Source organism: Oryzophilus luti (assembly GCF_059726245.1).
This window is the reverse complement of record NZ_AP040874.1, coordinates 977,477-996,841: the sequence shown is the minus strand read 5'-3', so window position 1 is coordinate 996,841 and position 19,365 is coordinate 977,477. Positions and strand designations below refer to the sequence as shown.

The 19,365-nt window shown below is 62.1% G+C and carries 17 protein-coding genes; 11 read left to right on the top strand and 6 right to left on the bottom strand.

What is annotated here, in order from left to right:
• Window positions 1-69 precede the first annotated feature (69 nt).
• A complete protein-coding gene (locus AC6IZO_RS04280; protein WP_497808334.1) occupies window positions 70-1,104 on the bottom strand; it encodes a YpdA family putative bacillithiol disulfide reductase in 1,035 nt (344 codons plus the stop codon).
• A 116-nt stretch (window positions 1,105-1,220) separates the two neighbouring features.
• Here AC6IZO_RS04280 and fumC point away from each other — a divergent pair, with 116 nt between their 5' ends.
• The gene (gene fumC / locus AC6IZO_RS04275) at window positions 1,221-2,630 is read left to right on the top strand and encodes a class II fumarate hydratase (protein WP_497808333.1); all 1,410 of its coding nucleotides are present in this window, start codon (window positions 1,221-1,223) and stop codon (window positions 2,628-2,630) included.
• Window positions 2,631-4,182: 1,552 nt separating this feature from the next.
• On the opposite strand, the gene AC6IZO_RS04270 is transcribed toward fumC, so the two are convergent.
• Together AC6IZO_RS04270 and AC6IZO_RS04265 are read right to left on the bottom strand one after the other, a co-directional pair.
• Window positions 4,183-5,784 carry a hypothetical protein gene (locus AC6IZO_RS04270; RefSeq protein ID WP_497808331.1) on the bottom strand — a complete coding sequence of 534 codons (1,602 nt, stop codon included), beginning with the start codon at window positions 5,782-5,784 and terminating at the stop codon, window positions 4,183-4,185.
• A 186-nt stretch (window positions 5,785-5,970) separates the two neighbouring features.
• Window positions 5,971-6,705 carry a metal-dependent hydrolase gene (locus AC6IZO_RS04265; protein ID WP_497808329.1) on the bottom strand — a complete coding sequence of 245 codons (735 nt, stop codon included), beginning with the start codon at window positions 6,703-6,705 and terminating at the stop codon, window positions 5,971-5,973.
• Window positions 6,706-6,882: 177 nt separating this feature from the next.
• Between AC6IZO_RS04265 and AC6IZO_RS04260 the strand changes: the two genes are divergently transcribed.
• The 3 genes from AC6IZO_RS04260 (at window position 6,883) to AC6IZO_RS04250 (ending at window position 10,518) form a co-directional block, all read left to right on the top strand.
• Window positions 6,883-8,655: a GAF domain-containing protein gene (locus AC6IZO_RS04260; protein ID WP_497808327.1), complete on the top strand. Its 1,773-nt coding sequence runs from the start codon at window positions 6,883-6,885 to the stop codon at window positions 8,653-8,655.
• Window positions 8,652-9,971: a diaminopimelate decarboxylase gene (gene lysA, locus AC6IZO_RS04255; RefSeq protein ID WP_497808325.1), complete on the top strand. Its 1,320-nt coding sequence runs from the start codon at window positions 8,652-8,654 to the stop codon at window positions 9,969-9,971. The genes AC6IZO_RS04260 and lysA overlap by 4 nt, the downstream gene beginning before the upstream one ends.
• Before the next feature lie 385 nt (window positions 9,972-10,356).
• Complete coding sequence (locus tag AC6IZO_RS04250) at window positions 10,357-10,518, top strand: hypothetical protein (RefSeq protein WP_497808323.1); 162 nt, start codon at window positions 10,357-10,359, stop codon at window positions 10,516-10,518.
• Between the two features lie 27 nt (window positions 10,519-10,545).
• On the opposite strand, the gene AC6IZO_RS04245 is transcribed toward AC6IZO_RS04250, so the two are convergent.
• A complete protein-coding gene (locus AC6IZO_RS04245; protein ID WP_497808321.1) occupies window positions 10,546-11,391 on the bottom strand; it encodes an NAD(+)/NADH kinase in 846 nt (281 codons plus the stop codon).
• Between the two features lie 72 nt (window positions 11,392-11,463).
• Entirely contained in the window at window positions 11,464-12,228 is a 765-nt protein-coding gene (locus AC6IZO_RS04240; RefSeq protein WP_497808319.1) for a TlyA family RNA methyltransferase, read from the bottom strand.
• A gap of 87 nt (window positions 12,229-12,315) precedes the next feature.
• Between AC6IZO_RS04240 and AC6IZO_RS04235 the strand changes: the two genes are divergently transcribed.
• Together AC6IZO_RS04235 and AC6IZO_RS04230 are read left to right on the top strand one after the other, a co-directional pair.
• Entirely contained in the window at window positions 12,316-13,194 is an 879-nt protein-coding gene (locus tag AC6IZO_RS04235) for a thiamine pyrophosphate-dependent enzyme (protein WP_497808317.1), read from the top strand.
• A gap of 37 nt (window positions 13,195-13,231) precedes the next feature.
• Window positions 13,232-13,441, top strand: coding sequence for a hypothetical protein (locus AC6IZO_RS04230; protein WP_497808315.1), 210 nt, complete (start codon window positions 13,232-13,234; stop codon window positions 13,439-13,441).
• On the opposite strand, the gene AC6IZO_RS04225 is transcribed toward AC6IZO_RS04230, so the two are convergent.
• A complete protein-coding gene (locus AC6IZO_RS04225; protein WP_497808314.1) occupies window positions 13,432-13,824 on the bottom strand; it encodes a carboxypeptidase-like regulatory domain-containing protein in 393 nt (130 codons plus the stop codon). The two genes, AC6IZO_RS04230 and AC6IZO_RS04225, sit on opposite strands and share 10 nt — an antisense overlap.
• Before the next feature lie 417 nt (window positions 13,825-14,241).
• Here AC6IZO_RS04225 and AC6IZO_RS04220 point away from each other — a divergent pair, with 417 nt between their 5' ends.
• The 5 genes from AC6IZO_RS04220 to AC6IZO_RS04200 all read left to right on the top strand — a co-directional run bounded on the left by AC6IZO_RS04220 (window position 14,242) and on the right by AC6IZO_RS04200 (window position 19,252).
• Complete coding sequence (locus AC6IZO_RS04220) at window positions 14,242-14,535, top strand: co-chaperone GroES (RefSeq protein ID WP_497808312.1); 294 nt, start codon at window positions 14,242-14,244, stop codon at window positions 14,533-14,535.
• Window positions 14,536-14,615: 80 nt separating this feature from the next.
• On the top strand, window positions 14,616-16,277 hold the full coding sequence (gene groL / locus AC6IZO_RS04215) for a chaperonin GroEL (protein ID WP_497808310.1): 1,662 nt from the start codon (window positions 14,616-14,618) through the stop codon (window positions 16,275-16,277).
• A 289-nt stretch (window positions 16,278-16,566) separates the two neighbouring features.
• Window positions 16,567-17,487, top strand: coding sequence for a hypothetical protein (locus tag AC6IZO_RS04210; protein WP_497808308.1), 921 nt, complete (start codon window positions 16,567-16,569; stop codon window positions 17,485-17,487).
• Between the two features lie 204 nt (window positions 17,488-17,691).
• Entirely contained in the window at window positions 17,692-18,498 is an 807-nt protein-coding gene (locus tag AC6IZO_RS04205; protein WP_497808306.1) for a VTT domain-containing protein, read from the top strand.
• 241 nt (window positions 18,499-18,739) lie between these two features.
• Window positions 18,740-19,252 carry a thioredoxin family protein gene (locus AC6IZO_RS04200; RefSeq protein ID WP_497808304.1) on the top strand — a complete coding sequence of 171 codons (513 nt, stop codon included), beginning with the start codon at window positions 18,740-18,742 and terminating at the stop codon, window positions 19,250-19,252.
• The last annotated feature ends 113 nt before the right edge of the window (window positions 19,253-19,365 follow it).

Below are 19,365 nucleotides of genomic sequence, written 5' to 3'. Positions count from 1 at the left end.
GACCCCGCCGAGGCGGGGTCGCTTGCTATCTGCATTTTTCTTAAGAATGTTTGCGGCGAATCCTGCGGCCTACTCGGCGTTGCGCAACCGCGTCGGCACGGCCACCGCCTGTGCCGCCTCATGCCGCAGCTTGGCCCGCAGGTCTTCGGCAATCTGCTTGCCGTGGAAGCGTCCGTTCTCGATGAAGACCTCGTTGGTCCGATTGCCGCCCACCACCACGCCTGCGAGGTAAAGCCCCGCCACGTTGCTCTCCAAGGTATCGGGATCCACCATCGGCTTGTGGTCCGGCCCGTTGAAGGCCACGCCAAGGCTCTCCAGAAAGCTGAAGTCCGGCCGGTAGCCAGTCATCGCCAGCACAAAATCATTCTTCAGCGTTACTTCGCCATCGGGCGTCGCCAGCGTCACCGACTCCGGCGTGATGGCCACAACCTGCGAATGAAAATACGCTTTGATCTCGCCGTTCTTAATACGGTTCTCAATGTCCGGCTTGACCCAGTACTTCACGTGATGGTGAATGCCTTCGCCGCGATGCACCAGCGTGACCCGCGCGCCGTGCCGCCAAAGCTCCAAGGCCGCAATGGCCGCCGAATTCTTCGCGCCCACCACCAGCACGTCATGGTCGTAATACGGATGTGGCTCGGTGTAGTAGTGCTCCACCTTGGGCAAATCTTCGCCCGGAACTCCCAGCAGGTTCGCCACGTCGTAATACCCGGTCGAGGCCACCAGCTTGCGCGCGCGGAAGGTGAGATGATCGCCGCGACGGTCGCGGGCATGCACCAGAAAATCGCCATCGGAGCCTTCGACGCGCTCCACCGTCGTGTACTGCCGCACATCGAGCCGGTAGTGCTCGGCCACTTTGCGGTAGTACTCAATGGCCTCCAGCCGCGTCGGCTTCTGATTGGCGCTGGCAAAGGGCAGGTCGCCAATTTCAAGCAGCTCCGGCGTGGTGAAGAACGTCATGTTCGTTGGGAAATGGAAGATGGAGTTGACCAGGCAGCCCTTCTCCACGCAGACCGCGCGCAGCCCGGCCTTCTGCGCCTCAATCGCGCAGGCCAGTCCCGTGGGACCAGCGCCGATCACCAGCACATCAAACGCTTCATTCATGTTCCTAGCATAGCAAGCATGGCAATGCCCCGGCCGCTTAATCCGAATGTATAATTCTGTCGGCTTCACTGCGCAGTTCTCTCATTCCGCTGTCCCGCACTCATAAGGAGATCACGATGAGCCACACCGATCTGACAGGCGTTCCCACCCGCACGGAATCCGACAGCATGGGCAAGATTGAAGTGCCCACCAACGTCTACTGGGGAGCGCAGACCCAGCGCTCACTGCACCACTTCGCCATCGGGCATGACACCATGCCGCCCGAGTTGATCCGCGCCTTCGCCATCCTGAAAAAGGCCGCCGCGCTCGTCAACCAGGACCTTGGCAAGCTGCCCGAAGACAAGGCCAGGCTCATCGTCGCCGCCGCCGACGAAGTGATCGCCGGCAAACTGAATGACCAGTTCCCGCTGCGCATCTGGCAAACGGGCAGTGGCACCCAGACCAACATGAACGTCAACGAGGTCATCAGCAACCGCGCCATCGCGCTGGCGGGCGGCGAACTCGGCTCCAAAAAGCCGGTCCACCCCAATGACCACGTCAACATGTCGCAGTCCTCGAATGACACCTTCCCCACGGCCATGCACATTGCCGCCGCGCAGCGCGTGCGTGAGGTGCTCATCCCGGCGGTGAAGACCGTGCGTGACGCCCTGCTGGCCAAGGCCAAGGAGTTCGAGTCGGTCGTCAAGATTGGCCGCACCCATCTGCAGGACGCTGTGCCGCTCACCGTCGGCCAGGAGTTCGGCGGCTGGGCCAGCCTGCTTGACCGCGACATCACGCGGCTGGAGCAGGTGCTCGACGGCCTCTACGACCTTGCCATTGGCGGCACCGCCGTCGGCACCGGTCTGAACACGCACCCGGAGTTTGCCGAGCGCGCGGCGAAGAAGATCAGCGAGTTGACCGGACTTCCCTTCCGCTCGCACCCGAACAAGTTTGCCGCGCTCAGCGCGCATGATGAGCTGGTCTTCGCGCAGGGTGCGCTCAACACCCTGGCCTGCTCGCTCATGAAGATCTCCAACGACATTCGCTGGCTGGGCAGCGGCCCGCGCTGCGGCCTGGGTGAGCTGGTGCTGCCGGAGAATGAGCCTGGCTCCTCCATCATGCCCGGCAAGGTGAACCCCACCCAGTGCGAGGCCATGACGATGGTGGCTGCGCAGGTGCACGGCGCTACCGCCGCTGTGGCTTTTGCTGGCTCGCAGGGCAACTTTGAGCTCAACGTCTTCAAGCCGGTCATCATCTACAACTTCCTGCACTCGGTCACCTTGATCTCCGACGCCTGCCACGGATTCGTTGAGTTCATGGTCGAAGGCATTGAGCTGGACAAGGCGAAGATCGACTACTACGTGAAGAATTCGCTGATGCTGGTGACCGCGCTGGCACCGAAGATCGGCTACGACAAGGCCGCCAAAGTGGCGCACACCGCGCACGTGGAGCACACCAGCCTGCGTGAGGCTGCGCTCAAGCTCGGCTTCCTCACGGCCGAGGAGTTCGACGCCACGCTGAAGCCGGAGACGATGACGCATCCGTAGAGGAAGGCTTCGAGAGGTTGAGAAAGGTGTCGTAAGGTTTCAAGTTTCGAGTATCGTGTTTCAGGCAGGGCGCGCTTTCGGGCGCGCCTTGTTGTTTCCGCCGCACAGACCAGTTGCGCAACTTGCGCCGATCAGCACCCTCCCCTTCCGTGCTCGTCTCTTCCCCACACCGGCCCTTCCTGCCACCACATCCTTCCCCTTTACGATGCGTCATCCTGAGGAGCGCAGCGACGAAGGATCTGCTTCTCGTCTCCCCTCGCGTGCACCTTGAGGCTCGACGAGTGGCGGGCACGCGAGCAAAAACAACCGCACCGCCAAATCCCCCGCGGCCTCCAACAGCAAAAGCCCCGCCGGCGAGCGGGGCTTCCGTTCCAGCGGAGGCTGGAGCTTTTGCGCGCGGAGTTGCGCGCAAATACGAATCCCGAGGATTGTCTGCTCCATTCACCTCGGCCAGCAGCTTGCGTTAGACCCTCACTTTGCCTGCTCTCGCTGCTTCCTGCTCTCGCAGGCTGCCGCGCGCGGCATTTGCTTGGGCTCCGGGCTCGCCAACCAACCGGGTAAACCGATCAGGTCCTCGGGACTCTATCTTGCCTTTAACACTTTCTTGTTCTCCTCGACCAGCAGCTCGCTATAGACCCTTGCGGTCCCTCGGCTACTCGGGCGAAAGACGTCGCGATTTCAGCGCGTCGCATCGGTTGCGGCCTTTGCGGCGTTGTGCCAACTTGCAAAGTTGGCTGCGCGGGTTGCGCCCGCGCGCTCGCCAGATTGCGGCTGGCGCCCCCTCGGGATGCCTCCCTTGGGGTCTCCACCGGTTTGCGGCCAGTGGGTGGGGCTCGTCGGCTTGCGGCTTTCGAGCATTTGCGGTTGCCCGCAAACCCTGCTGCGAAGCAGGCTCGCGTGCCGTGACTGCCGTCTCGGCACAAACACGATTCGCTTGCGCGTTTCGCGTCGCTGGGACTGCCGTCCCTGGTTGTCCGGCGGCCGCCGCCGCCGAACTGCTGAAATCACTTCCGTCCCCCGTTGGTACCCGTGAACTCGTTTGAGCCCCGGACTCACCACCAATCGGGAAAACTTCAGAAAATGTCAAAGAACGATTGTGGTTTTACTCCAGCCGTATGCAGAGTCAACGGAAAACGTGAAACTCTATGCGTTTTGTTTTCAATCAAGTGCAGCTCGTCCACAGGCCGCTGCCAGGAAACAGTGCAACGCCGCCCCAAAACAGGTTTCTGCTGATTCTCCGCAAAGCCGCTTTCCATGCGCACTTCGCGCGCCGGAGATGCGTCCCGCCCGCATGTTTGCCGTAGATTTCTGCAACCGTCAAAACTTGCTTTCACAATCAACTTGCGACTCTGGCACTTCCGGGAGCAAGTCGAAACGCCCGCCCTCGCCTGTGCAAAAACGGTTCACACCCGCTATTCATGCGGTACTCCGAATTCACAAACTCGTAATATCGCGCATCCCGCGCGGGCAGCACTTTTCCCCTTTCCCCTGGCCGTCGAGGCAAGAAAAGGCCGCGCACTCGGCGCGGCCTCAAGGTTCCCAGCGTTTTTTACTAATTCAAAGACAGTTCGGTCAGCAGCCGGTCCAGCTCGCGGGCATACCGCTGCTGCAAGGCTGCGAACTCCGGCGTGCCGTAGAGCTTCATTCCCAGCTCGTCCCCGGCGGGCGTGGCGGCCGAGGCCGTCTGCACGGAGAGCACGGCGCGGCGCAACTGGCTCAGCATCGCCGAGTCAAAGCTCTGCGAGATAATGAGCGTGTTGCCGGGCCAAAGCTCCATGCTCACAAGCCCTTCCTTGGTCGTCAGGCGAACGCCCCACTCAATGCCCTTGCAGTTCGTATCGCCTGCGGTGCAGGTGGAATCGTAGTTGACTTCCTCGGAGATGGACGTGTGCCGCAGCAGGCCGTTGCGGTAGATTTCGGCAAAGCGGCGCGCCGCCTCCGGCGTATTCCAGCGTGAGACGTAGAGCAGCGCCAGTTCGTTCAGGAACGGCTTGGCCTTCGGATTCACCGGAGCCCGGCGGGCCACGACGTAAGAACCGCCCCGCCACTGACGGGCCACCGAATAGATGTCGTTCTCCACGCCGAAATCGCGGGCCATCACCTGCACGTCCCACTCGCCAATGGCGCCGCTGTCATACGGTGCATACGCACTGCCGAAGATGGGACGCAGGTCGGGAATAACCACCTCCGCCACGGGGTCGCGATTGATGTAGGCCTCCGGCTGCAACACCTCGTGCGTGTTGCGCGGCGCATGTTCAAAGGCTCCGACGAAAGCCGAGCGGCGATCCTTGCGCGCCAGTTCGATCTCGAACGCCAGTCCTTCGCGATAGGGGAATTCCAGGGTGTCTTCCAGGATGCGGGGCGCCTTCTGCAGCGAGTAGCGCTCGTCATGGTTCAGCAGGTTCTGCTGCACGTACTGGATGGCCTGCTCGTACTTATCCCACGGCAGCCCTTCGCCGCCGGTCATTTCGCGGATCTTATAGTCGGTCAGCACCAGTGCGGCCTGGCCTTCCATCACGGCGCGGCGCGCATTCGAGCGCTCCGTCGGGTCCTCGCCTGCGACCCATGCCCGCGCCGCGGCGCCGCCCGCCACGCCATTGTTCATGAAGCGCGTCAGGTCGAAGTTGCGGTCCTGCAAGGCGTGCGTCAACTCGTGCGCCATTACGGCGCGCTGTTGCTCCATCGGCACCCAGTCCATCAGGTACATCGTCTTGTCCTGAAAGCTGTAGAAGCCGTTGAGTTCGTCGAGTGCGCCCTTTCTCATGAAGCCGGGCAAGTCGAACTCCGGGCGCAGCAGCCCGAACTTCTTCAACACCATCTCGGAATTGATCAGCCGCTCCTGCCCTCCCTGATGGAGATCGAGCGCGGCACTGTTCCACTTCAACAGCTCTTCGTGCGAGATCAGCTTACGGTTGACGCTCGCCGGGCGCGCATAGCCCGTATCACGACTGACGAACGTCATGATCGAATCCATTTCCTTGAAGAGCTGATTGGCGTCGTTGGCTCGTATTTTCGGGGCAAATTCGGTGGCATCGCGCTGCCTGCGCGCGGTGTCCCCCAGGCTTTCGCCGGAGACCTGCGCGAACAACGGAACCGAAACGGCGGAGACAAGACAGAGAACGGCTGCGGAGAGGAACAATGTATATCGGCGCATGTGAGTGGGGGCCTCGTGTTCGGCCTGCCAGCGAGTATAGAGATTTTGGACACCGGCAACAATGTACTTTAGTACACGTCCCCAGCTTCGCCTTCCCGAGCACAGAAAAACGAAGGCCGCGCGAATCTCTTCACGCGGCCCCATCTGTGAATATCAATATTGATGCCTTCTGTCTATTCCTCTTGCTTATTCCTCGACGACCTCAAGCTCCTCGGCGTCGAGCGTGCGGGTCTCGCCCGGATGCATCAGTGCCATTTCAAAGTCCAGCTCCTCACTTGCAGCGTCCAGCTCCTCCGGGTTGCCGGTAAGCAGCGGGAATGTGCCGTAGTGCATGGGGATGACGAGCCTGGGTTGCAGCATGTCAATGGCGTATGCGGCCTCGCGCGGTCCCATGGTGAAGTGGTCGCCCACGGGCAGCATGGCCACGTCAGGCTCGTAAAGATCGCTGATAATCTGCATGTCGCTGAAGGCCGCAGTGTCTCCCGCGTGGTAAACGCGCAGGCCATCGCTGAACTCCAGCACGAAGCCGCAGGCCTCGCCACCATAGATGATGGAGCCGTCATCTTCTTGGATGCCGCAGGAGTGCACGGCATGCGTCATGGTGATGCGCACGCCCTCGACCTCGACGGTACCGCCCTTGTTCATGGGCGCAATATTGTGCGCGCCCTTCTTCGCCAGCCAGCTCACAAGCTCAAAAATGCCGACAACCTTGGGCTGATCGCGGGTGATAATCTCGCGCGCGTCGCCGATGTGGTCATAATGGCCGTGCGTGCACAGAATCACGTCCACCTTGGGAAGGTTCTTCTTCTCCGGCGGACAAGCGGGGTTGTTCTTCACCCAAGGGTCGATGAGGAACAGCTTCCCCTCCGGCGTCTTGAAGGTGAAGGTGGAGTGTCCGAGGTAGGTGATTTCCACGGCCATGATGAGGTCCCCTTTCCAGCCGCCCGCCTTGGCGCGCAGCGCTTAGGAATCATAGTGCGCGGCAACGCAGCTGGCAAATCAACCAGCCTCTAGAATGCTAGAATCGAAGACGCGCAGCGTTCGCGGCGGAGCGGTGGTGCTCCGCTGTCGTCCCCCCGAACGCTCACACCGCAGCCGATGGAAACCAAACTGACCGCACAACACGACGCCGGTGCGTGGGAGCCGCTTGAGTCCTTCCTTCTGGAAGTGACCGACGTGCTCAACGCCACGCTCGACCTGGATACGCTGCTCTCCCGCGTGGCCGAAATTGTGCAGAGCGTCATTCGCTATGACATTTTCGCCATCCTGCTGCTGAATGAGCGCACACAAACCCTGCGCATCCGCTTCCAGAAGGGCCATCCGCCGGACGTTGCCTCGCGCATCCGCGTCAAGGTCGGAGAAGGCATTACCGGCGTGGCCGCCGCACGAGGCGAGGCTCTGCTGGTCAGCGACGTGAGCGAGCACCCGGAGTTCATCTCCAGTGGCGTGGGCGCGCGCAGCGAGCTGGCCGTGCCGCTTATCGTCAAGGGCCACACCATCGGCGTGCTCGATCTCGAATCGCCCACCCCCGGCTACTTCAACGAAGACCACCAGCGCATGTTGACGCTGCTTGCCTCGCGCATTGCCAGCGCCATCGAGAAGGCGCGGCTCTACACGCGCATCAAGCGGCAGGCACGCACTCTGGCGCTGCTCAATGAAATCAGCCGCGACCTCACGAGTATTCTCGACCTCGACGAGCTGCTGCGCCGCATCGGAGACTCGCTGGCGCGCATCGTCGACTACCAGATGTTCTCCATCCTTCTGCTCGACGAGAGCGGCCAGAAACTTCAGCACCGCTTTTCGCTGCGCTTCCGCGAGAACATCCAGCTCAAGCATGACATTCCGCTCGACCGCGGCCTTGTGGGTTACGCCGCCAGCAGCAACCAGGCCGTGCTGGTGCCCGACGTCAGCAAAGACCCACGCTACATTCCGCTCAACCCGGAGACGCACAGCGAACTCTGCGTGCCGCTGGTCTACAAGAACAAGGTCATCGGCGTGCTCGATTTGGAGCACACGCGCCGCAGCTATTACAACGACGAGCACGTTCGCCTGCTGACCACGCTGGCCGCGCAGATCGCCATCGCCATTGAGAACGCCACGCTCTACCAGAAGCTGGCGCATCAGGAGCACCGGCTGGAGCAGGACTTTGCGCTCGGCCGCGAGTTGCAGCTCCGCCTGCTGCCGCCCAAGCGGCCACTCTTCGCCCATGCGGAGATTGCCGCGCGCTTCACCCCGGCACGCACCATCGGCGGAGACCTCTACGACTACATTCCTTACGGCGGCAGCCCCATGACCGCGCTCGCCATCGGCGACGTCAGCGGCAAGGGTGCACCGGCGGCCATCTATGCCGCGCTCGTCAGCGGCATCATGCGCTCGCTGGTGCTGGAGGAACCGCACCCTGCCCAGATGCTCGCAGGGCTGAATGACTCGCTTGCCGAGCGGCCCATCCCCGGCCAGTTCGTTTCGATGATCTATGCCCTTTGGGATTCCGAGAGCCTGACCATGCGCGTGGCCAACTCCGGCCTGCCGCGCCCGGTGGTGTGTCGCAACGGCAAGGTGGAGATTATCGAAGCCACGGGCCTTCCCTGCGGCCTCTTCCCCACCGCCACCTACGACGAAATCACGCTCCCCGCCAAGCCCGACGACCTGTTCATCTTCTTCAGCGATGGCATTACCGACGCCACCAACCGGAAGGGCGAACAGTTCGGCTTTGCGCGCCTGCACAAGGTCATCGAGCACCATTCCCGCGCCAGCGCCGTGCAGGCCGTCAGCGCCATCTTCAACGCCGTTGCCGAGTTCGTCGGCGACATTGACGCCTTCGACGACCAGACCGTCGTCGCCCTGAAGGTAAAGGACCCGAAGAAGAAGTGACCCAGCGCAAGCACCCGGCGGGACGTCCGCCTGCCTTCGTTTATGCCCCCACCGAAACCGGCCGAGAGCTTTGCTGTGAGCAAGTGCCTCTCGCACAGCTGGCGGAGAAGTTCGGAACGCCGCTCTATGTTTATTCGGCCACCGCGCTGCGCGCACGCTGTGCCGCCTACGGGAAGTGCTTTGCGCACCAGCCGCACACCGTCTGCTACTCGGTAAAGGCCAACTCGAACCTCTCGCTGCTGAAGCTGCTGGCGAAGGAAGGCTCGGGCTTTGACGTGGTGAGCGGTGGCGAAATTGAGCGCGTGCTGCGGGCCAGCCGCGCCGCCGCGCACCGCATCGTCTTCAGCGGCGTGGGCAAAACGGCCGCCGAACTCGACCTGGCGCTGCGCAGCAACATCCTGCTCTTCAACCTGGAGAGCGAAGCCGAGCTGGAACTGCTCGCGTCGCGCGCCTCCGCGCTGCGCAAGACCGCGCGCGTCTCCTTCCGCGTCAATCCGGACGTGAAGGCCGAAACGCACCCGTACATCTCCACCGGCCTGCGCGAGCACAAGTTCGGCGTGCCCATTGCCAAGGCCCGCGAGCTGTATGCGCTCGCCGCCTCCTACGAATACCTTGAGCCTGCCGGTGTCAGCGCGCATATCGGCTCGCAGATCACCGACGTTGCGCCCTTCGGCGAGACCATTCACCGCCTTGTCAAGCTGGTTCATGAGCTGCTCTCCGACGGGCTGAACATTCGCTTCATCGACATTGGCGGCGGCTTCGGTATCGACTACCACGGCAGCACGCTGGCCGAGTTCCAGCGCGCGCTGCGCACCTACGCCGAGGCCGTGCGTACGCCACTCGCAGGCACCGACCTGCATCTGCTGCTGGAGCCGGGCCGCTCCATCGTCGCCCCGGCCGGCGCACTCATCACGCGCGCGCTCTACGCCAAGCAGAACGGCGAAAAACAGTTCCTCATCGTCGACGGCGCCATGAACGACCTCATCCGTCCCGCGCTCTACGGCGCGCGGCATGACATTGTGGCTGTCACTCCGCGCAAGGCCGCGAAGACGCTGCCCGCCGGAGCCATCGCCGGTACCATGGACATCGTCGGCCCCATCTGCGAGACCGGCGACTTCCTCGGACGCGACCGCGAACTGGCGTGCGTCGCCCCTGGCGACCTGCTGGCCGTACTCGACGCCGGAGCCTACGGCATGTCGCTCTCCTCGAACTACAACACGCGGCCCCGTGCTGCCGAAGTCCTTGTCGACGGCAAGCGCACGCGCCTCATCCGCCGCCGCGAGACCATTGACGACCTGTTGCGTAACGAGCTCTAGCCAACAGTTCTGTTGTAGAACTCTGAAACCCACTTTCGCCCGATCGGCGAAGGTGGGTTTTTTCATTTTGCGAGGATCGTTACTCTCGAACGCTACGCATGCGCCTTCGGCCGTCTTCTGCTCAAAGTGGATTCGACTTCGGCCGTGCGGCCGTGTCCCACTTCTGCCCGCCTCTGGCAGAAGTGGGTACCTCATCAAGCGAAGGTCTTTGTTCTCAGCCCCTCGCGCATGAGCATACAACCAGCGCTTGAAGCCCGCGCATGAACACCGGATGAACGCGTCACAGCCGGCGGTGCGCTCGGGGTTTGCAATCCTCCGCGCGCTCGCCTATGGTGGTAACAGAATGCCGTACAGAAGTCTCAGTTCGCGGTCCGAGCAGCACTGTGTGTGGTGTAACGCGAGTTACGCGCTGCGCGCCAGCAAGGCACTGACGCCCGATATGTTCTGCTCCCGCGCCTGCGAGAGCAAGGCCCGCATCTGGCTGCTCGACCAGTTCAACTCCGTCATCGTCTACAAGCGCGACGCCGAAGACAGCAGCCAGCTTTAAGCGGCCTCTACTCTCTTTCGAAGAAACCTATCCCCACTTCAGCTTGGCGCGTAGCACGTCAAAGAACGGCTTGTGCTGGCGCAGCAGCTTGACGTTGTGCGCTGCGCGCTGGCATTCCACGCGGTCGCCGGGCAGCATGGTTTCGCTCACCTGCCCGTCGATGCTCAGCACGCCGTTGGCGCCGTCGGCCAGCAGTTCCAACTTCACGCAAGCTTCGTCCTGCACCACCACGGGCCGGTAGGTCAACGCATGCGGGCACACCGGCGTGATGACCCAGGCATTCACCTGCGGAGTCAGGATGGGGCCGCCCGCCGCCAGTGAATACGCGGTGGAGCCGGTGGGCGTGGAGATGATGAGACCGTCGGCCTTGTAGTCGACCGCAAGCGTGGTGTTGACCCGCAGCGCAAAGTGGATGAGGCGCGCCTGTTGCGACTTGAGCACCACGTCATTCAGCGCGAAGTAGTGGCCCACCTGCTGCTCGCCGCGCATCAGGTGGCACTCGATGACCGCGCGCTCCTCGACCGGGCAGGTGCCCGCGTCGACCGCCGCCAGCGTCTCATACATGTCCGGCAGCTTCACCTCGGTCAGGAAGCCGAGCGAGCCAAGGTTCACGGCCAGGATGGGCACACCGGCCTGTGAGATCGCACGCGCCGCCGAGAGCAGCGTGCCGTCGCCGCCCAGCACCAGCGCAAAGTCCGGCTTGAACTGCGGCAGATCCTTGCGGGGCATCACCGTGTCGCACTTGCCGTAGGCCGCCGATTTCTCGTCGATGGCCACCGTGTAACCGTGTTCGGCAAACCAACTCAACAGCGCCGGAACAATCGACTCCAGTTCCGGCTTCCCAGGTTTTGTGATGATGACGGCTCGCTTCAAAGCTTCCTCGGTCTTTCATGGCCGCCACGAGGACGGCCCACGGCGCTCACAAGTACGCGTCGCCGCAGAAGGTCACTCTCCAGCATACCGCGTCCCGAAGCTGGCGTGCAGCAGGAACTCCCGGTTGCCTTCGGTACCAAGAATGGGCGAATCGATCACCTCGATCATCTCTCCGCCCAACTCCGTAACGGCCACGCGAAGCTTCTCCACTGCGCCCTGCTGCGCGCGTTCGTCGCGCACAATGCCGCCCTTCCCCACGTTTTCACGGCCCACTTCAAACTGCGGCTTCACCAGCAGCACCAATTCGTGCCGTGGAGCCTGCTTGCCCTCGAACGCCGCCCGCACCACCGCAGGCAGAACCAGCGTGGCCGAAATGAACGAAACATCCATGGCAATGAATTCGACCGCTTCCGGCACCTGTTGCGGCTCAAGGTAACGGGCGTTCGTTTTCTCCAGCAATCGCAGCCGGGGCTCGGTGCGCAGCCGCGCGTCAATCTGCCCATAGCCCGTGTCAATGGCAAGCACGCTGGCCGCGCCCGCCTGCAGCATGCAGTCGGTAAAACCGCCAGTGGAGGTGCCCACGTCCATGCAGACAGCGCCGTTCAGATCGATGTTCCAGTGCTTGAGCGCGTGCTCCAGTTTGAGTCCGCCGCGGCTCACATACTTCAAATCGTTGCCCAGCAGGCGGATGGCGCAGGCCTCATCCACGGCGGTTCCCGCTTTGGTCACCTTCTGCTCGTTCACCAGCACGCGCCCGGCAAGAATCATGGCCTGCGCGCGTTCACGCGTGGGAAGCAGGCCGCGCTCCACCAGCAATTTGTCGATACGAAGCTTCATTTCTCTCTCTGTTCCATCATTTCGACTACTATCGCACCACGTTGTGTGCAAACCGGAGAAACGCGCGCCATTGTTGCGAATCTGTGAATGCGCAGCCCCTTTTCACCGGTGATTTCCACATTCATGTTGAAAACCTTCTCACACACTTGGCACGCAAATTGTAAGACGCGCCGTTCCGTGCAGTGCCCTGCGCTCTACGTTACAATGAGCAGGCATCAACTCCAAATCATGCCGAAAGTACGGATGTCCTCCCATCAGAATTCAGCGGCCGAAGCCGCAACCGACACGCAAGAGATCTTTTCCCTGGTTCCCGGCGACGACCAGCGCGCCATGTACCGCGCCCTCTGCCGCCTTGCCGCACTCGACGGTGAGCGAACCGGCACGGAGGTCGCAGAAATCGCGGCCACGCTCGCCATCCGTGAGAGCGACGCCGTAGTGGCCTGCTCGACTGCTCAGGGCGCACGCCAGGTGCGCGGCAACATTCTCGACGTGGCCAAGGTTCCGGCCCGCGCGCACGCCGCGCAGTCGCGCTTTGAGCTGGCAACCGCGCTGGCTGTCTCGTCATTATTCGGCGACCGCGAGCGGCTGGCTCTGGTCTGCTGCGGCGAGCTAGGCCCGGACGAAGACCTGCGCCCTGCCATGCAATTTGCCGGCGACCACAAGCTGCCCGTCCTGTACCTGGTGGCCAACCGCTTCGAGCGCGGCAAGGCCCGCTATGACTTCCGCACCTATCACGCCGAGTTCGGCGTGCCTGCGCTGACCGTGGACGCCAGCGACCCCATCGCCACCTTTCGCGTCATCACCGAAGCCGCGCACAACGCCCGCTTCCAGCGCGGCGCAACGCTGGTGGACGTGATGCAGATTCGCTCGTCGCAGAAGCCGTTGGCTTCGCCCGACCCGCTGCGTGCGCTGGAGAGCTACATGCGCCGCCACAATACCTGGAGCGACGCTCTGCGCGAAGGCTAACTCCCGCGCACAGCGGCGGCTGGCGCGTCAAAGCCACATGCACGTTACGGTGATCTTTCGTCTGCTGCTGATGATTGGGATACTGTTCGTCGGCCTGCTATTTACGGCCGCAGCCATCACCTTCACGCCGGTTCAGGACAACGGATATGATAGCCGCGTGGAGCGGCAGTCGCCGCAAAGCCTCGCCCGTAGCGTCCGTGCTCCGGCACTGCCCGGCTCATACGGAGCTTCCGAACTCTACTTGTAGATGGAATATTGCTCGGCGGGAGGCTTCAGCCGGATGGTGATCTGCTGCTGCTCCTCGGTCACCTTGAAGTCGTCGCCAAAGGTCTGCATGCCCGGAGCAATGACCTGCACGCGCAGACCGCCGAACGGAACCAGCTCCATCACAACCTTGCCCTCGGTGCTGGTCTTCAATTGCGCCGCCCCCAGCTTGAAGCTCGGGTCCAGCGGACGCAGAATCACGCTGGCATTCTTCACCGGTTTGCCGTTGGTGTCCTTCACCACCACGACCGTAACGGTCGCCATGCGGAGAGTCACCGGTTCCTTTTCCTTCTTCTTGTCCGCCGCGCAGACGCTCACCAGCGCCAAGGCCATTACCAGCAGCAACGCAATCCGGATCCCACGCATGCCACGCCTCCCTAGGATGTGAACCCCATTGTACGCAGCGGGTCGCGTGGCGTCTCCAGAAAAACACGAAAGTGGCTGGGGGCAGGCTCATGGCACTTTGCCGCCCGCAGAAACCGTCGCTGAACGATGTAATACCTCATATAACAATGCAGTAGAAGGACTTTCCGGCGCCTACAACTGGAGTATGGGCGAAGAATGGAGCCGGTTGTTCGAGTGCTCGAAGTGTGCGAAAAGTTGAGTGAGTTTAACTCATGTCAGGCTTGACATCGGGCTCGACAGAAGCGTAAATTAGCACTCGCGTTAAAAGAGTGCTAGCAGCTCGGTTCCGCACTCTTCTAAGAATTTCCCGCCGTGCACGGCCCGGTGGCCGTCCGGCAAGAAAACCTCAATCTGCATCGATTGAAAGGAGCTTTACCAATGGCAGCTAAGTTTACTCCGCTGCACGATCGTATTCTGGTTCGCCGCGTGGAAGCGGCTGAGACCACCCGTGGCGGCATCCTCATCCCCGACAGCGCCAAGGACAAGCCGCAGGAAGGCGAAGTGATCGCCGCAGGCCGCGGCAAGAGCAATGACGAAGGCAAGGTGTTCCCCCTCGATGTGAAGGCGGGCGACCGCATCCTCTTCGGCAAGTATGCCGGCACCGAAATCAAACTGGACGGCGAAGAGTTCATCATCATGCGCGAGGAAGAAGTCCTCGGCATTCTCGCCTAATTGCGCCGCTGAGTTTCCGGGCTTGCGCCCGATCGAGTTTCCCGCGCTTTGCGCGGACAAAATTCTGAAGGAGCTTTGAAATGGCAAAGCAGATTGTTCACGGTGAGGAGTCCCGCCAGGCCGTCCTGCGCGGTGTCAACGTGCTCGCCGATGCTGTGAAGGTAACGCTCGGCCCCAAGGGCCGCAATGTCGTCATCGAAAAGAAGTTCGGTTCCCCGCTCATCACCAAGGACGGCGTCACCGTCGCCAAGGAAATTGAGCTGAAGGACCCGCTCGAGAACATGGGCGCGCAGATGGTGAAGGAAGTCGCCAGCAAGACCAGCGACGTGGCCGGCGACGGCACCACCACTGCCACCGTTCTGGCCCAGGCCATCTTCCGCGAAGGCGTGAAGACCGTGGCTGCCGGTGCCAACCCGATGGCCCTGAAGCGCGGCATTGAGAAGGCCATTGCCGCCGTCAACGGCAGCGTGGACAAGGAAGGCAACCGCACCGCGGGCGCGCTCGACAAGCTGAGCAAGCCGGTGGACCGCGAAGAGCTGATTGCCCAGGTGGGCACCATCTCGGCCAACAACGACGAGACCATCGGCCACATCATCGCCGAAGCGATGAAGAAGGTCGGCAAGGACGGCGTCATCACCGTGGAAGAAGCCAAGACCATGGAGACGCTGCTTGAGGTTGTCGAGGGCATGCAGTTCGACCGCGGCTACCTGTCGCCGTACTTTGTGACCGACGCCGAGCGCATGGAAGCCGTCATGGACAACGCGCTGATCCTCATCCACGAGAAGAAGATCAGCTCCATGAAGGACCTGGTTCCCCTGCTCGAGCAGGTTGCCAAGAGCGGCCGCCCGATGCTGATCATTGCTGAGGATGTGGACGGCGAAGCGCTGGCCACCCTGGTGCTGAACAAGCTGCGCGGCACGCTGAACATCTGCGCCGTCAAGGCTCCGGGCTTCGGCGATCGCCGCAAGGCCATGCTGCAGGATATCGCTATCCTGACCGGCGGCCGCGCCCTCACCGAGGACCTCGGCCTGAAGCTGGAAAGCATCACCATGAACGACCTGGGCCAGGCCAAGAAGATCACCGTCGACAAGGACAACACGACCATCGTCGAGGGTGCAGGCAAGGCCAGCGAGATCCAGGGCCGCGTGAAGGAAATTCGCGCCCAGATCGAAAAGACCACCAGCGACTACGACCGCGAGAAGCTCCAGGAACGCCTGGCGAAGCTCGTCGGCGGCGTTGCGGTGATCAAGGTCGGCGCTGCCACCGAGACCGAGATGAAGGAAAAGAAGGCTCGTGTGGAAGACGCCATGCACGCCACCCGCGCCGCGGTCGAGGAAGGCATCGTCCCGGGCGGCGGTGTTGCCCTCATCCGCTGCATCGCGGCCGTTGAGGCCCTGAAGCTGGAAGGCGACGAGCAGATCGGCGCCAACATTGTGAAGCGCGCTCTGGAAGAGCCGCTGCGCCAGATCGTCGGCAACGCCGGCGAAGAGGGTGCGGTTGTGATCGGCAAGATCCGCGAGCACAAGGACAAGGGCTTCGGCTACAACGCGCAGAACGGCGAGTTCACCGACCTGGTCAAGGCTGGCGTTATCGACCCGACCAAGGTGACCCGCACGGCTCTGCAGAACGCGGGTTCGATCTCCGCGCTGATGCTGACCACCGAAGCGCTCATCGCTGAAATTCCGGAGGAGAAGAAGGAAGCTCCTATGCCGGGCGGCGGTGGCATGGGCGGCATGTACTAAGCACGCGCCGCGAGCCGGAGCGCCGTCAGTTGGCGCGTACCCGGCGCGCAAGCGTGAAAGCGATTCAAGTAGTATTCAAGCCCCGCTGAAAACGGCGGGGCTTTCTTTATGCTTTACACACGGAGTTGGCAGCGAGGTGACAAGGAATCGTCTCTCTGCGCACCAGCGCAACGCCTACCGCACTTGCAGGCAGCAATTACCTAGCACCTACATTTCATCGTGCGCTACGATACGTTGGTTCCGTTTGCAGTCTTCCGAAGTTCAGAACGCAGGTCGGAGGATATTCCCCGTGAAGCACATCTTGAAGGCACCCGTTTTCGCCTTTGCACTTCTTCTCACCTCGCTTTCATCGCCTTTCCTGTTTGGACAAGCGCCGTCGTCCGGCACCTCCTTTGAGGCCAGCCACTGGCAGGTGCAGCGAGCCCTTGTGACGGCCAGCAAGTATGCCGTGGCCCGGTGCTGGAGCGGCTGGAGCGGTTTCTATTACTACGCGGTCACTCCTGGCAGTTTTCAACTCACTTCGGGCGAATTTGTCGGAATTGCCAAAAACTCGAAAGGCAAAACAGTCCACCTGCGTGCCCATCTACAGGATGCCGGGCCTTATATCTCAAAATGCAATCCAAGCGGAGATTGCTTTGTTTGGACCCACAATTCTCCCGAAGGCCGACCTTTTCAGATCAAGGTGGAGGAGGAACATAAGGACTGCTATTTGGATGTTGGCTACGAGTTGTCTAGAAAGGATGGATCCCTTAATTGCAAGGAGCTGGCTGCGGACCGTAAGACACCGGAGTGCGAGCAGTCGTATACATGGCTCCCTGCGGCGCTGAACCGCCTTCGCGTAGCACCTCAGCCGGTCACCACAGACGCGGAGTTTCACCAGAAGGCAGAAGCATGGCGCGGCTTGGCCGCCAAGCCACCGCTCTCTGAGGACGTCAATGTTCATCGCCTGATGGCTGAAGACGCCATGAAACGCCAGAAGCCTTACGAGGCGCTCAACCAGTACGAGTTGGGGCTGGAAGCCGACCCGACCTGGGCCGTGGGCTGGTACAACGCCGCCGTGCTGGCCGGTGAGCTTGCCTACTACTCGGATGCAGCCGACCACATGCAGAACTACCTGGAACTGATGCCCGACGCCAAGGACGCACAAGCCGCGCGCGATCAGGCCTCCCTATGGCGGTACAAGGCAAAGGCGGCGGCAAACTCCAATTAGCCACCTCGAACACTCTCAAACTCCGGCGAGGCCGTTGCTCCACGGATGGCATCGGCCTCGTCCATTCCCCGATCAGTGAATCACTGAAGAAACGTTATTTTGCAGGAACAACTATTTTCGCCCGCATGCGCATCTGCGCCCGGCGGCAGCGCATCTAGTAAAGTGACACTTTAAAGATTGCACCACTCTCTCCGGGAGCCCCGATTGCACGAGACCCTACAATTTCTGGCGAGGCACGGCTACGTGCTGCTGTTTGGCTGGGTTCTGGCCGTGCAGCTTGGGGCGCCTATGCCCGCCACACCTATTCTGCTGGCGGCGGGTGCGCTGGCCGGGCAGGGCCGGTTGAGCCTCTGGGGAGCGTTGCTGCTATGCGTGGTGGCCGCCACGCTGGCGGACAACGCATGGTACGAGCTGGGCCGCAGACGCGGCGCGCAGGTGCTCGAATGGCTCTGCCGCATCTCGCTGGAGCCTGACTCCTGCGTTCGCCAGACCGAGGACCGCTACACCAACCTTGGGCCGCGTGTGCTGCTGTTCGCCAAGTTCATTCCCGGGCTGAACACCGTGGCTCCGCCAGTGGCGGGTATCTTCGGCCTGGAGCGGGGCACCTTTCTCTCCTATTCGACGGCGGCGGCGGCAATCTGGTCCGGCAGCTTCCTTGCGCTCGGATGGGCGTTCAGCAACCAGTTGGAGCTGGTGCTTGACTACGCCAGCCGCTTTGGCGAGTGGCTGCTGATTCTGATGGCTGCGGCGGCGGTCTCGTATGTGGCTTACAAGTGGCATGACCGGCGGGCCTTCCTGCGCTCGCTGGTGGCCGACCGCATTTCCCCCGAAGAATTGAAGCAGCGCATGGACGAGGGGCATGAATTGATTGTTGTCGATCTTCGCCACGCGCTTGATTCCCTGCCCGATCCGCGCACCATCCCCGGCGCGCTGCGCATGGAGCCGCACGAACTGACCGAGCGGCACGCCGAAATCCCCGACGACGCCGAGGTCATCCTCTACTGCACTTGACCAAACGAAGCCTCCAGCGCCCGTGCGGCGCTTGAACTCCGCAAGCTCGGCAAGAAGAACGTGCGCCCGCTGGCCGGCGGCTTCCACGCCTGGAAGAAGTTGGGCTACCCGCTGGAGTAACGTGCCGTTGCCCTCCCCGGCGGCAAATTGATACCAACGTAATCGGAAGCGGCGGCAATTCCGCGCGGCACGAGTGTCCACTCCAGATATAATCTCGCCAACCCATTCAGGAGTTCGTCATTTGAATTTGCGCAATTTCTTCCTGTGCCTTGCCGTGCTGGGCCTGAGCGCGACCGTTTTCGCGCAAGGTCCCAAGCCGACGGAGACCACAACGCCTTCTGTCGCATCCAGCAAATCCGCACCAAAATTCGACTCCAAGCGCGATCCGGCCAAGGACTTAAAGGCCGCCGTCGCCGAGGCCACCCGCACGCATCGCCGCATTCTGCTCGACGTGGGCGGCGAGTGGTGCGTCTGGTGCAAGTATCTGGACCAGTTCTTTGAGACCAATGCCACGCTGCGCCAGTATCGCGACGAGAACTTTGTGGTCGTGCGCGTCAACTTCAGCAAGGACAATGAAAATGCCGCGTTCCTCGGACAGTATCCGAAGGTCCCCGGCTACCCGCACCTGTTCGTGCTCGACTCCGACGGCAAGTTCCTGCACTCGCAGCCAACCAGCCCGCTGGAGCAGGGCCGTGGCTACAGCACTCAGGAAGTGAGCAAGTTCCTCTCCACCTGGGCACCGAAAAAGAAGTAGAGAACCTGCCCGGCTCTGCAATGATGCGAAGTTTTGCTGCGTGGGGACGGGCAGGGTCCATTGCAGAAAACAGCCTTCGGTATGATGTAGCCAACGTCTTCCCAAACGGGAGA

Bases quoted from the DNA above. Each gene is read 5' to 3' on its own strand.
- AC6IZO_RS04280 (WP_497808334.1), bottom strand. From the start codon at position 1,104: ATGAATGAAGCGTTTGATGTGCTGGTGATCGGCGCTGGTCCCACGGGA.
- fumC (WP_497808333.1), top strand. From the start codon at position 1,221: ATGAGCCACACCGATCTGACAGGCGTTCCCACCCGCACGGAATCCGAC.
- AC6IZO_RS04270 (WP_497808331.1), bottom strand. From the start codon at position 5,784: ATGCGCCGATATACATTGTTCCTCTCCGCAGCCGTTCTCTGTCTTGTC.
- AC6IZO_RS04265 (WP_497808329.1), bottom strand. From the start codon at position 6,705: ATGGCCGTGGAAATCACCTACCTCGGACACTCCACCTTCACCTTCAAG.
- AC6IZO_RS04260 (WP_497808327.1), top strand. From the start codon at position 6,883: ATGGAAACCAAACTGACCGCACAACACGACGCCGGTGCGTGGGAGCCG.
- AC6IZO_RS04240 (WP_497808319.1), bottom strand. From the start codon at position 12,228: ATGAAGCTTCGTATCGACAAATTGCTGGTGGAGCGCGGCCTGCTTCCC.
- AC6IZO_RS04235 (WP_497808317.1), top strand. From the start codon at position 12,316: ATGCGCAGCCCCTTTTCACCGGTGATTTCCACATTCATGTTGAAAACC.
- AC6IZO_RS04230 (WP_497808315.1), top strand. From the start codon at position 13,232: ATGCACGTTACGGTGATCTTTCGTCTGCTGCTGATGATTGGGATACTG.
- AC6IZO_RS04225 (WP_497808314.1), bottom strand. From the start codon at position 13,824: ATGCGTGGGATCCGGATTGCGTTGCTGCTGGTAATGGCCTTGGCGCTG.
- AC6IZO_RS04220 (WP_497808312.1), top strand. From the start codon at position 14,242: ATGGCAGCTAAGTTTACTCCGCTGCACGATCGTATTCTGGTTCGCCGC.
- groL (WP_497808310.1), top strand. From the start codon at position 14,616: ATGGCAAAGCAGATTGTTCACGGTGAGGAGTCCCGCCAGGCCGTCCTG.